This window comes from Mucilaginibacter celer (assembly GCF_003576455.2).
GTDB classification, from domain to species: domain Bacteria; phylum Bacteroidota; class Bacteroidia; order Sphingobacteriales; family Sphingobacteriaceae; genus Mucilaginibacter; species Mucilaginibacter celer.
Window position 1 is genome coordinate 1,845,802 of sequence record NZ_CP032869.1, and the last position, 14,477, is coordinate 1,860,278.

Genomic DNA, 14,477 nt, shown 5'->3' on the forward strand with positions numbered 1-14,477 from the left:
GTTGAAAGCAACGATTGATTAATCCTCGATATAAAATAAAACCCTGCCGATGATCTGTCGGCAGGGTTTTATTTTTGGAGGTGTTAGCGAAATATAAAAGTGTTTATTCTTTGAATAATAATGGCGCAAGCTCGTAAAGGCTCCTCCGCCAGGTTAAAAACTCATGGGCGGTGTTTTCAGATACATACGATACGGCGTTGTATCCGGCTCCCTTTAATGTTTCCACTGCACTTTTAACACCTTCGGGCCTTTCCTTGCTGCCGCAACTAATAAATATCAGTTTGGGCTTTGTCTTATCCTTCAGCTCATCCGGTGTATAAATGCCACCGCTAAGCAGGGCATAATAAGCAAACAGATTGGGCTTGTTCAGGGTGATCATGTGTGTCTCCATACCACCCATTGAAAGGCCTGCCATAGCACGGTGAGCCTTGTCGGCCTTTGTACGGAAGCCGGCATCAACGTAGGGGATAAGTTCATCAGTTAAAACAGTCTGAAAAGGATCAATTTTAAAACTTCTTAATGCGTTGGGGCCGGGCCTCAATCCATTGGTCATGCCATAGGTCATTACTATAATAAATGGCTGTATTTTACCGCTTGCAATTAAGTTATCCATAATGAGGTTGGCGTGGCCCTGGTTACTCCATGCGGTTTCATCCTCGCCCCAGCCGTGCTGTAAGTATAGTACCGGGTATTTTTTTGATTTGTCCTTTTCGTATCCGGGTGGAGTATAAACAAAAGCCCTCCGCGAGGTATTGGTGCTTTTAGATGGGAACAGAATTTGCTGCACATTGCCGTGTGGTACATCTTTAAGCGCGTAAAAATCCTGATCGTGCGCGGGTATTTCAATGCCGCTTTCCCAGCGTGTGGAACCATAAAAATTCAACGTGCCCGGATCGTTAAATACCCCTCCGTCGATGGTTAAATGGTAGTAGTGAAATCCTTCATCCATGGGGCCTTCTGTGGTGCCCGTCCAAACGCCGTCGGCTCCTTTTGTAAGCCTGGTGCCACCGCGTCCACCCAGGCCAAGGCTAACCTTTATACTGTCGGACTGCGGGGCGTTGATGCGAAAGCGGGCATAGCCCTGCGAATTCACCTGCGGGTAATCCTGCCCGGGCTGGTTATAGGTAGATGGTTTGAAATCTTCGGCTATCGGACCCGAAGCAGTTTGCGCCCTGCAAATACCACAGGCAAATGTGATGGCCGATAGGGCAAGTAAGCATTTTGGTTTCATAATTGAATATTGAGGTTTATGTATGATGAATTCGATGTTGTTATTCAGATTTGCTTATTGTTTAAAGTCGTTTGTCATCACAAATCACTATATTGCGATTAATTGTTTTTATTACACATATTGAAAAGGGCATTGATGCGTGAATATTGCCGGATGCTGATATTCGCTACAGCAAAGTATTGCGCCGGATTGAATACTTTTTAAATGGTTTTTTATATTTTTTTTTGATGATTTTCTGCCCGTTTTTTAATATAAAGATATTTTCGGGCGAAAAATGTCATGCACAGTTTTTAGTATAATTTTACAACGTTTGTCGATAATGTATCTGGCGGTCTCTTTTGCGTAGAGATTTATAAATACACTTTTATACAATAATTATTGATGGTATTGAACAAGTGTGGTATTTCTTTGAACAAAAGTTTGCCTGTTTCATTATCGTAAAATGTAAATTTGGATTATGATGTTGTTCAAAAACATCAACCATACCAATTTTTAAACCATAGTTCATCAACATTTTTTTCCTGCGGCCTGCCCGCACCGGAAATTTATAACCTGTTTGTTATGATGCATTTTTTACCCCAGCTGTATATGCGCAGAACTATTTTTGCGGTGCTTACCTGTATTGCGCGCGTTGTATTGGTGCGGGCTGCTTTAATGCTGCTTTGCATCCCGGTATATGCACAAAAACCTAACCTTAAATTTACTGCGCTAACCACCAAACAGGGTTTAATGGGTAATGCCGTAACCGCTATTTTAAAGGATAACAGCGGCATGATATGGATAGGCACCTCAGAAAGCCTGAACAGGTATGATGGCAAGCGGTTTAAGGTTTATCCGCTTAGCACTAAAAGGCAGGTTGAACTCGGTTCGAACGAAATAAGCGGGATAAGCATGGACCATAGTGGTACGCTTTGGGTGAGCACTATTGGTTACGGTCTTTATTATTACGATAGGGCTGCAGACGTTTTTCAAAGCTTTACATCTCCTTTAAAAGGCCAGCGCATAAGCCAGGGTGTGGTAACTGCTGTTTGTGCAAATAGCAAGGACTATATCTGGGTGGGCACCGTAAACGGACTCGATGTGATTAATCCCGACCGGAAGCATATCAACCATATCGAAACCGGAACAGATAAACCGGGCGGGATTCCGGTTAAAACCATAAACTATATTTTTGAGGATAGCTATGGCAGGATGTGGGTATGTACCGGTGCGGGCCTTTATTTATACGATGAGGCGCACAAGCGCTTTAAAGGGTTCCGTCATCAAAAAAATGATCCCGGCAGCCTGCCTTCGGATGTTGTGATGACTGTAGCCGAGGATAAAATGGGTAATGTGTGGGTAGGTACCGCAAATGGCCTGAGCCGCCTGGCAACAGACGGTGAGCATTTTACCAATTATTGCTACAATGATAAGGATGAGCACTCATTATGCGGCGATATTGTTTACAGCGTTGCTGCCGAGGATAAGAACCATATTTGGGTGGGTACAGAGGGGGGGCTTAACATTATGGATATCAATACCGGGCAATCCATCCGCTACCGTCACGATCCCCGCGATCCGTATAGCCTTAACAGCAAATCCATCCGCAATATTTACATCGACCCCAAAGGTATTTATTGGGTTGGTACTTATATGGGCGGCATCAATAAGTACGACAAGAACCTCACTTTATTTAATTATGTGCAACCTACCGAGTTGGATCCCTATGGTTTAAGTACGCCCATTGTATCATCATTTGCTCAGAAAAATGATAATGAGTTGTATGTAGGTTCAGATGGCGGCGGCTTGAGCATCTTCAATAACAAAACCAACCGCTTCAGCCACGTACTTATTCAGCCTAAGGAAAAAATAAATTCGGCAGGCCTTCCTATTTTGGCAATGTTGCTTGATCGCAGAAAACAATTATGGATAGGAACATTTGGCCACGGCGTTTTTAAACTCAATACTGCAAATAATGCCTACACACAATTTACAGGCGGTAAAGGAAAGCAAAACATCAGTCAAAATAATATTTTCTGTTTCCAGGAAGACCATTTCGGTAACGTATGGATTGGTACCAACGGGGCCGGTGTAGATATTTTTGATGCTAAAGCGGATACCTTCCGCCGGTTTGCACCGTCGTTTTCGGCTGCAAAAGGGTACAAGCTTCCGTCGAACGGCTACATCAGGGCATTTGAAGAGGATAGGGATGGCAATATGTGGATCGGGTCGTATGGAACCGGAATAGCGATATATAATCCGGCTACCGGAGTGTTCGAAACGCTGAACCCCACTAATACCGGCTTACCTATAGCCGAGGTGGTGTCGTTAAAAAAGGATGCTGATGGCAATATGTGGATAGGTACCAATGGCGATGGACTTTTTTGTTATAATCATTTCCAAAAAAAAATAACCGCTTTTAAATATAACAACCAGTTGCCAAACGGCGTGATTTGTAAAATTTTACAGGATAAAACGAGTAATATATGGTTTAGTACTAACGAGGGCATTGGTCGGATTGATCCGGCAGACCAAAAACTTTACGTTTACTGTCATGATAATGGCCTTCAAAATAATGTGTTTTTAAACGGCGCCGGAATCATTGCTGCTGATGGCACGCTTTATTTTGGTGGTGTTGATGGTTTTAATTACTTTAAGTCTTCGGATGTCAGGTTCAATAAAAATGTACCGCCGGTTGTGTTAACCACCTTGAGCGTAGATAGTAAACGGATTTCGCCTGATCATGACAATCCTCAGCCCATCAACATCAGCGAGGATAAGCAAATTACCATTAAGTATAAGCAGGATTTTACCATCAGCTTTGTGGCGCTTAATTATACGCTTCCGCAGCAAAATAAATATTCGTACATATTGGAGGGATTTAGTAATTCCTGGAAAAATGCGGGTACGTCCACAACCGCCAGTTATACCAACCTTGATCCCGGCGAATACACCTTCAGGGTTCGGGCTTCCAATAACGACGGCAAATGGAATGATACCGGCGCTTCGTTGAAAATTATAGTGAAACCACCTTTCTGGATGACTATATATGCCTATATATTTTACGTTTTGCTTGCTTTTGGTGTGTTGTTGCTCATCCGCAGGCAAGGCGTTAAAAAGCTTAAAAAGAAACTGCACGATGAGCAGGAACGTAAAGCGGCCGAAGCCCGGCATGAGCTTGATGAGATGAAGATTAAGTTTTTAACCAACCTGAGTCATGAGTTCCGTACGCCGATCTCATTAATTATGGCACCGGTTGATAAGCTTTTGGAGCAACCGAACACCGAACCTGTTACGGAACAATTGAGTGTTATTAAAAGAAATTCGCGCAGGTTGTTAAACCTGGTTAATCAGTTGCTCGATTTCAGGAAGCTTGAAGAGAACGAGCTTAAGCTGAATTTGGTTGAGGGCGAATTTATATCATTTGTGCGCGAAGTTGCCGATTCGTTTTACGACCTGGCTAACCGTAAAAAGATCAATACCATATTTAAAACAGCAGGCGAGCGCTTGTTTGCAAAATTTGATCATGATAAAGTGGAGCGGATTTTATTTAACCTGTTATCCAACGCTTTCAAATTTACGATGGCAGGCGGGCAAATTACAGTGGAAGTTACCGCTCCCGTAGTATCTGCCGATGGCAATTCATATCAGCTCAGCATCTCGGTTGCGGATACAGGCACAGGGATTTCGCCCGATCAGGTAAAGCATGTTTTTGACAGGTTTTACCAGGCCGATGCACAGCCTGCCATTCTTAACCAGGGCAGCGGAATAGGTTTATCCATAACCCGCGAGCTTGTGCTGTTGCATGGCGGCGAAATAAGCGTAGAAAGTGAACCGGGTAAAGGATCAACATTTTCTTTAACTATTTTATTGCCGGTAATTAATTTGTCAGAAACTGCAATCCGCAATGAAATCGCCAGCGAAGCAGTTGCCGAAATTATTGATGAGGAAACTGAAATTAAACCCCGGTCAGGCTCTGCAACAGGCGTTAACCCTCCTCATGTATTAATTATTGAAGATAATGATGAGATGAGGCATTATCTGGCCGATAACCTCGGTGCCAACTACAAAGTATCGGAGGCTGTTAACGGCCGGGACGGATGGCACAAAGCGCTTGCCGTGCACCCCGATTTGATAGTCAGTGATATCAGCATGCCTTATATGGATGGGATCCAGCTAAGCTGTAAGCTCCGGGCTGATAAACGAACAAGTCACATCCCGATTATTTTATTAACTGCCATGGCCAGTCAAAAGGAACAACTTGCTGGTTTGGAATTGGGGGTGAACGACTACCTAACCAAGCCTTTCAACTTCGATATCCTGAATATCAAGATCAAAAACCTGTTGCATTTAAATAAGTCGCTTAAGGAAACCTATCAGAAGAAAATTAAGGTTATTCCTGCGGATATGGATATCGAATCTTCGTCCGAACGGTTTATTAAAGATGTGGTGATGTATATTGAGAAAAATATGAACAATCCTAAATTTTCTGTCGAAGAGATCAGCCATCACTTTAGCATGAGCCGCGGATCGTTTTATAGCAAGATCACCGAGCTCACCGGCGAACCGCCCGTAGAATTTATCCGCTCGATAAAACTGGATAAGGCAACGGTATTGTTGGAAAAAACCGATCTGACCATTGCCGAGATCGCTTATTCCATCGGTTTTTCAACGCCTCATTACTTTACCAAATCATTCAAGGCAAAATATAATATCCTGCCATCCGAATACCGGGTGAAAAAGGGAAGCGTTAAGAGTGTTGCTTAAAAGCCGATTAAATTCGATTAAAGCCGTTAATGGGTAAATAAACTTCATTGCCGTTGGTTTCAACTAACGGAATATTGATTGACAATGAAAGGGCTTTAGCCCAAATCAGCCGTACCGAGTTGGGCTAAAGCCAAAAATTTCCGGCATCTTCACCGTTGGTTAAAACCAACGGCAATTAATCTTTTTTAGAATTCTATTAAACACACTCACTTATGGTGATAATATAATAGATATTATTTGCCTGAGTTTCCCTTTGTTTGAACAGGCAAAGGATCGGAAGTAACCATCGCCTTATAACCCAGCAGCTCAAGCATTTTTAGCCCATATCTTGTGCCTAACATCCGGTACCCCCCGGCCGTAAAATGAAGTTTGTCGGGTGCTGCCGGGCAACCGGCCGAGTTAATCACGTAGGCGTTTGAGATAACCTCCGGGAGTTTATCAATTATACCATTCATAGCGGCGCATTTACCGCCCTGATCCTCGTTAACCAATTCGCCGGCCAATAACGGCACTTTTCTGGCTTTTAAATGAAGGTCTTTCATCAGCATAGTATAAATCCCTTTCACTTTTTGTGTCCAGAGGGTATCATTGGGGTTTGATTCGCCCTGGTGCAGCAAGATCCCTTTAATCACGCCATATTTTTGTGCTATTTTAGCCATCTCCACCAAATGACCATAGGGATTGCCCCCGTATTCATTAATCATATTCACCATCCATGCGGGTGCCGTGGCAGCATAATCTTTAAAAATATCTTTCTGAAATAATTCAATCTTACAGCCCGCTACCGATACGTTAACAATACCCACGGTTATATCCCCGGGCAGGTTGGCTATTAAGGTGCGGCCAAAGTAATCAGCAGGGGTAAGGCCGGTATTACAGCGGGCCAGCGGCGGTACCGCCGTGTACCAGTTGCCTTTGCTGCGTTTAAGGTTGGGGCAATTAACAGTTTCCAATACCTGTAAACGCGGATCCACAATAGTATCCTGTGGCTGTATGCGTGCATTGCCTTCCATGTTGGATTGGCCAAAGCATAAAAAAATATAAAACTTTTTGTTTTGGGCCGATGCCTTGCCGGCGAGCAACACAATAATCACAAACAGGGAAAGAAAAAAGCTTTTTGCTTTCATTTGATATTTGGGTTTTTATGGCGACAGATAAAGCCGCCTGTCATCCCATAAAAATAGCCTAACCGCCAATTATGCTATTACAACAATTGTTGAAAGTGCTATAACAGTTGTTTACGCCGTTTTTTTTAATGGCCTGTTAGCAAGAGCCGATAAATCATAAATATGTGATTAACATGTATTTAAAATACATCGAATTGCGGTAAACCAAAGTGTTAACCTTTTCAACATGCGTGTCATTTAAAGTTTATGGCTCTCGATACATTTGAATCTGCAAACCAGACTAACCACCAATTGTATATGAACCTTAAACAATGTTTACTGATAAGTACATTATTTTTTAATACTATTTACGCAAGCGCACAGAAATTGCCCTATCAAAACCCAAAACTACCATCGGAAGTTAGGGCAAAAGATTTGGTGAAGCGGCTTACCCTTAAAGAAAAAGTGGGCCTGATGAAAGATATATCCGATGCGATACCCCGTTTCGGCATAAAAAAATTTAACTGGTGGAGCGAAGCGCTGCACGGTTATGCCAACCAGGGCCCGGTAACCGTATTCCCTGAACCTATAGGTATGGCAGCGTCCTTTGATGATCAGCTACTATTTCATGTTTTTGATGCTGTATCCGACGAGGCAAGAGCTAAAAACAATGATTACAAGAAAAAAGGGGAGAGCCAGCGTTTTCACGACTTATCTGTATGGACACCGAATGTCAATATCTTTCGCGATCCGCGTTGGGGGCGCGGGCAGGAAACTTACGGAGAGGACCCCTACCTTACCTCGCGCATGGGTGTGTCGGTTGTAAAGGGTTTGCAAGGGCCGGCGGATGGGCGATATCGTAAATTGCTGGCTTGCGCAAAGCACTACGCCGTACACTCAGGGCCGGAGTGGAGCCGCCACGAAATAAATATCAACAACGTAAGCGCGCGCGATTTATGGGAAACCTACCTGCCTGCATTTAAGTCGCTGGTTACCGAAGCCGATGTGCGCGAAGTGATGTGCGCCTACCAGCGGCTTGATGATGAACCCTGCTGCGGCAACAGCCGTTTGCTCGGCCAGATTTTACGGCAGGACTGGGGCTTTAAATACCTCGTAGTATCCGATTGCGGAGCCATTACCGATTTTTACCGCACTCATAAATCTTCGTCGGATGCTGCACATGCATCGGCTAAAGCGGTATTATCCGGTACTGATGTGGAATGCGTAGGCTATGCCTTTGACAAGATCCCGGATGCCGTTGCCCGCGGTTTAATCAGGGAAAAGGATATCGATGTTAGTGTAGTAAGGTTAATGACCCAGCGCTTTGAATTAGGTGAGATGGATAAGGACGAATTAGTTCCGTGGACAAAGATCCCGCTTTCGGTAGTTAACTCACCTGCGCATCAAAAACTGGCGCTCGATATGGCACGTGAAACCATGACCTTGCTTCAAAACAAAAACAACATCCTGCCCTTAAGCAAAAAAGTTCAGAAAGTGGCAATAATTGGCCCTAACGCCGATGATTCGCCAATGCTTTGGGGCAACTATAACGGCACGCCTGCAAGTACCATCAATATTCTTGACGGGATCAGATCGAAATTAAGTCCCGGCCAGATCATTTATGATAAGGCCTGCGATATAACCGACGATAAGGTTACCGAAACCGGTATTACTGAAAGTGGTGCGGATGGCCAGCCGGGTATCAAAGCCACTTACTGGAATAATCGAAACATGGAGGGTAACCCCGTTATAACTACCCGGGTAACAGGGCCGATGTCGCTTACTACCTTCGGTGCGCACCAATTTGCCCAGGGTGTTAATACTGAAGATTTTTCAGCAAAGTATGAAACCGTTTATAAACCATCCATCACCGGCGATATTGTTTTTAAACTGGAATGCACCGGTTGGGGAGAACTGCTGATTGATGGAAAAACGGTATTGCGTAATGGTAGCTGGCGTTTAATTCCGGGGCGTTATGTACTACAGGCGGAGGCCGGGAAAAGCTATAAAGTTGAATTGCGTTATAAGCAGCTCAACAACTGGGCTGCAAACCTGTTCTTTAACTTTGGTAAAGAAGTATCAATAACTTACGATGCGTTGATTAACAAGGTTAACGATGCAGACGTAGTGATCTTTGCGGGCGGTATCTCGCCCCGCCTGGAAGGTGAAGAAATGCCTATTCAGTTACCCGGCTTCAAAGGCGGCGACCGTACCGATATTGAATTGCCGGCCGTGCAACGCAACTGTCTTGCAGCGCTTAAAAACGCCGGCAAAAAGGTGGTGTTCATAAACTGTTCAGGATCAGCAGTTGGTCTCGTGCCCGAAACCGGTAATTGTGAAGCTATTTTACAGGCATGGTATGGAGGTGAATCTGGAGGGCAGGCAGTTGCCGATGTATTGTTTGGTGATTATGACCCTGCCGGCCATCTCCCGGTTACATTTTATAAAAGCATTAACCAACTGCCCGATTTTAGCGATTACCAAATGAAAGGGCGCACCTACCGCTTCCTGGATCAGGAACCTTTATTTCCATTTGGCTTCGGTTTAAGCTATACCACGTTTAGCATAGGTGATGCAAAGCTGAGTAAAAATACTATTAGTGCTAACGAAACAGTACAGTTATCGGTACCCGTAAATAACACCGGCAGGCGTGATGGTACAGAAATATTGCAGGTTTACGTTCATAAAATTGGCGATACCGATGGGCCTGTTAAAACCTTACGGGCCTTTAAGCGCGTGGCCCTGCCTGCGGGAAAGACTGCCCTGGCAGCTATTAATTTACCGCCAAAGTCCTTTGAATTTTTTGATGCTGAAAACGGTGTGGTAAAGGTATCTCCGGGTGATTATGAAGTGCTTTATGGCAGCAGTTCGGACAAGGTTGATTTAAAGGCTGTTAAGCTATCTATTAAATAGTATAACTCTATATATAACACATAAATATATATTTCATTGGCAGGCAACGTTTTTTACGCTTGTTATCTGCATAAAACTTTTCTTCTCTACTTTAAAAATTGGTTATAGGACAGCGCGAGGCTGTCCTTTTTCGTTTTATTGATACGTGCAGTACAATTAACTTAGGCCGGTAGGAGGCATTTGGCCTGTGTTTAATTTTAATGGTTCAAGGCCGTTTATCCTGCCCCTGGTTTTCGCAAAAGCACCCGCTTCTGCCATGCTGCGTATAACCGATACAATCACCAGTTAGTTACATTTTTGGTACTGTAAATAGATTATTAATTGTGTAAATAACACTTATATTTTAAAGGTAGTTACTTTGTATTCAATCGATTGCTAAATGTTACACTTCGTACTTTATTTTCTTCCTATTTGTTTTTAATTTATTTTAAAAAGATGTTTTTAGGGGAGATAGACTGAATCACCATCAAATTGAAAAAATGAAATTTTTTCTTGTGTTATTTTAACAGTTAATTTTCCTTGTCTAATAAGCCGGTTTGATTGGTTTGTTAACGGATACACATGTTTGATAAACCAATAACAAAAGGCTTAAGCCTGGTTTTTTCTTATTGTTTTTTTAATTAAGTACTTGGTTATAAGTAATTTAATTGAATTTTCAACTATGCAGCTGAATCCCAATAAAACAGATTTTTATAACGCTACAACTCATGTTCGCCGGTTAAAATACAATAATTTGAGGGCCTGCCGTTAAACAAATGTTGTAAGATTAAGATAAATATTGCGCTACCGCCCCGGCCGCGAAAGATACTTTTACTCCTGTTGTTACAAACAACCTGAAGGTTTTGTAACCCAACGGTCCGTTAGCATAACGGATTACCCAATTATAAACATGTTAAAATAATAGCGTACTCGTTCATGGCATCTGTTGCTTCACCTGCAATATGATAAATGATTTAAGCTCTTGAATATCCGGTTGATTAAACGTCAGGCCCGATCCGTCAATGAGATGTTGTTTGAATTTGAAATTAATAACACCTAAATATCAATTATCAACCATTAACCACTAACAAGAAAATTATGACAAGACACAAGAAAGATTTTCAGATCCGGGATAAATACGGAACGCTTCAATCCGGTATTACCCGCCTGGCCATTTAATTACAGGCGGATCTCTATAAAGAGATATCAGAATAGTTTTTAAGCAGAAAGCGCTTAAACGATGAGGAGGATGTTGTGCAGACAATAAGCCGGCGTTTTTCAATCGAATCGAAATTTTAAAACTTAACAACATGAAGTATTCTTTACAAAAAATTTATAATAAAAGGTGGCGTTATGCTACGCTCATCCTAACAGGATGCACGTTAGCTATGCCATCGGTGTCAAATGCCCGTATCGCTGGTTCGGCAAGTTTGGTAAAAGGCGGTATCATTACCGAAAGCGGTGTTTTGAACCTTAAGCCTGCATTTAATGTAACAGGTAAGGTAACAGACGAAGATAACCTGCCGCTGCCTGGTGTGGCGGTTGCTATAAAAGGCACCACACAGGGTGTTACTACCGATGCCAATGGTAATTTTAAAATATCGGTACCCGGAAATTCCGCGGTGCTGGTTTTTAAATTAGTGGGCTTTAGTCAGCAGGAGATTACGGTTAACAGCGGTACTGAGCTTAAAGTGCAAATGAAAAAAGATACCAAAAATCTTGAAGAGGTTGTAGTGGTTGGTTACGGATCGCAAAAACGTGCCAAAGTAACAGGTGCGGTATCATCAGTTAGCGGTAAAACCCTGGCTTCATTACCGGTGGGTGGTATTGAAGGTTTACAGGGCCGTATTTCTGGTCTTACTGTAACAAACAACGGTGGGCCGGGAACCGGTGCCATCATTTCATTGCGTGGTATCAGCTCGGTAAACTTCGGATCTGATCCCTTGTATATCGTTGATGGATATCCGGGCAGCCTTACAGGCGTTGATATTAAAGATATTCAAAGTATTGACGTGTTGAAAGATGCCAGCGCCGCGGCAATCTATGGTTCACGTGGTACAAACGGCGTTATTATCATCACTACAAAAAAAGGTAATAACAACACCCGCACAGAAGTTGTTATTGATTCATATTACGGCTTGCAAAACGTTATTAAAAAATACGATCTGCTTAATACACAGCAGTACCTGCAATATGAACGCGCGCTTAACGGCTCGGCCGGGATAGCGTTGCCGCCACGTCTGCAGTCGGAAAACTTTAACAAGCCAATTTATGCTGGTGCTTCTCAAACCTTCGCCCAAACCAATACCAACTGGCAGGACGAATATTTTAGAAGCAATGCGCCGATACAACAGCACAATGTTGCATTGAGCGGTGGTAATGCAATATCCCGTTTCTACACTTCGGCAAATTACTTTGATCATCAGGGTATTGCCCAGGGCTTAACTGCAAATCACAAGGCTTTCCGTGCCAATTCTGATCATACCATCAGCAAGTTTCTGTCGTTTGGCGAAACATTTAACGTTAGTGTAAATCATCAGCGTTATGGTGTTGATGCCGGTAATCGTAGTGCCATCACCAATGTGGTTAGGATGCAACCTTATCTGCCTGTTTACAACCCTAATAACGCAGGCGGATTTATGGGGCCACAAAACAGTTTCGACGGTTCGGATCCAACCAACCCTATTGAAGCTGCCAAACTGATCAATAATACCAATCACGGATTCACGCTGCACGGTAATGCTTATGCCACGCTTAAATTTACCTCGTGGTTAAACTTTAAGTCAATTTATGGTATTGACTATAGCACCAATCAAAACAATACCTACACGCCTATTTATAATGACGGGGGTACTTCCCAATCACCAACCGCCGTTATTAACTACGGCAGAAGCACAGGCACCACGCAACTGTATTCGCAACAGCTTACTTTCGATAAAACGTTTATCGGCAAGCACCACGTAAATGCCGTTTTAGTTTATGAAGCTCAAAGCTCTCGCGGCGATAACCAGGTATCATCAGGTAATCAAAATACCAATACGGTAAAAACGCTTAACGGTGCTACCAACCTTTACACTAACTACACTTATGGCACCAACCTGCTCGTGTCTGAAGTAGCCCGCGTTGGATATGATTTTGAGGGTAAATATCTTATTTCCGGTTCTATCCGTCGTGACGGTTTGTCGGTATTTGCGCCGGGGCACAAACATGAAAGCTTCCCGGCCGCGTCTTTAGGATGGAAGGTAGATCAGGAAAATTTCATGAAAGGGCTCAAGTCGGTTTCGTCATTGAAACTTAGGGCCGGTTACGGTGTAACAGGTATTAATGGTACAGTATTAGGTAATTATCCTTATTTGCAGCCTATATCATCTAACATTGCTACTTATCCCTTCAATGGTTCACTGGGCGATCTTGGAAATGCATCGTTTTACAGCGGTTTAAGTAATCTCGATCTTTCGTGGGAAACAACCAAACAAACCAATATCGGTTTGGATCTGGGTTTATTCCAGGAAGCCATTACCATATCTGCAGAGGTTTATACCAGGAAAACCGATAATCTTTTGTTAACGGTACCTACGCCGCCAAGCTTTGGTTTTAATGGTGCCGGAACCCTGGCCAACGTAGGATCAATGCGCAACCGCGGGTTTGAGATCACCTTAGGGTATCATAAAACAAGCGGTGAGTTCAAATACGATATTAACGGAACTTTTGCACTCAACAGAAATAAAGTTTTAACGCTTAGCACTGCCAATGCATCAATTACCGCAGGCGGTGATGCAGATTATGGCGGCGGCGGCCCGATAACCAATACAGTAGTTGGCCAACCGGTTCAGTCATTCTTTGGCCTTGTTACAGATGGGATTTTTCAAAACGCTGCCGAGGTTGCAAGCGCGGCTAAGCAAACAGGAGCTGCTCCGGGCGATATCAGGTTTAAGGATATAAATCATGATGGTGTTATCAACGACGCCGACCGTACTTTTATCGGTAGTTACCTGCCTAAATTCACCTATTCGTTAAACTATTCGGCATCTTATAAAAATTTCGATGCTGTGGTATTTTTCCAGGGTGTTTATGGCAATAAGATCTTCAATGCAGAAAGGATCATCCTGGAAGGTATGCCAAGGCTTTTTAACGCCGGTACTAATGTTTTAAGGGCCTGGACACCTTCAAATACCAATACAGATATTCCGCGCGCCATTTCAGGCGACCCGAACGGTAATAAAAACCCATCTACCAGGTGGATTGAGAGCGGGTCATACCTGCGCGTTAAAAACATGCAGATTGGTTATAATTTCCCTGCTGCCTGGTTAAGATCAAAAACAGACAATGCGTTAAACAGGCTCAGGATTTATCTGGCATCAACCAATCTTTTAACATTTACAAAATACAAAGGTCTTGATCCGGAAATCGGCTCTCGTAACGGTACCTTAACCAATGGTATTGATTACGGACAGTACCCGCAACCGCGAACAGTTCAGTTGGGCTTGCAGGCAACCTTTTAA

At 43.2% G+C, this 14,477-nt stretch carries 5 protein-coding genes; 3 read left to right on the forward strand and 2 right to left on the reverse strand.

Going from position 1 to position 14,477, the window contains the following annotated elements:
- Positions 1-103: 103 nt before the first annotated feature.
- A complete protein-coding gene (locus HYN43_RS07210) occupies positions 104-1,231 on the reverse strand; it encodes an alpha/beta hydrolase (RefSeq protein WP_119408798.1) in 1,128 nt (375 codons plus the stop codon).
- Between the two features lie 588 nt (positions 1,232-1,819).
- On the opposite strand from HYN43_RS07210, the gene HYN43_RS07215 reads away from it, so the two are divergent.
- Positions 1,820-5,977, forward strand: coding sequence for a hybrid sensor histidine kinase/response regulator transcription factor (locus tag HYN43_RS07215; RefSeq protein WP_162996354.1), 4,158 nt, complete (start codon positions 1,820-1,822; stop codon positions 5,975-5,977).
- Between the two features lie 233 nt (positions 5,978-6,210).
- Here HYN43_RS07215 and HYN43_RS07220 read toward each other — a convergent pair whose 3' ends face one another.
- Positions 6,211-7,104, reverse strand: a complete 894-nt coding sequence (locus HYN43_RS07220; RefSeq protein WP_119408800.1) for a sialate O-acetylesterase — start codon at positions 7,102-7,104, stop codon at positions 6,211-6,213.
- Between the two features lie 297 nt (positions 7,105-7,401).
- On the opposite strand from HYN43_RS07220, the gene xyl3A reads away from it, so the two are divergent.
- Both xyl3A and HYN43_RS07230 read left to right on the forward strand, forming a co-directional pair.
- On the forward strand, positions 7,402-9,996 hold the full coding sequence (gene xyl3A, locus HYN43_RS07225; protein ID WP_119408801.1) for a xylan 1,4-beta-xylosidase: 2,595 nt from the start codon (positions 7,402-7,404) through the stop codon (positions 9,994-9,996).
- A gap of 1,289 nt (positions 9,997-11,285) precedes the next feature.
- Positions 11,286-14,477 carry a SusC/RagA family TonB-linked outer membrane protein gene (locus HYN43_RS07230; protein WP_245447180.1) on the forward strand — a complete coding sequence of 1,064 codons (3,192 nt, stop codon included), beginning with the start codon at positions 11,286-11,288 and terminating at the stop codon, positions 14,475-14,477.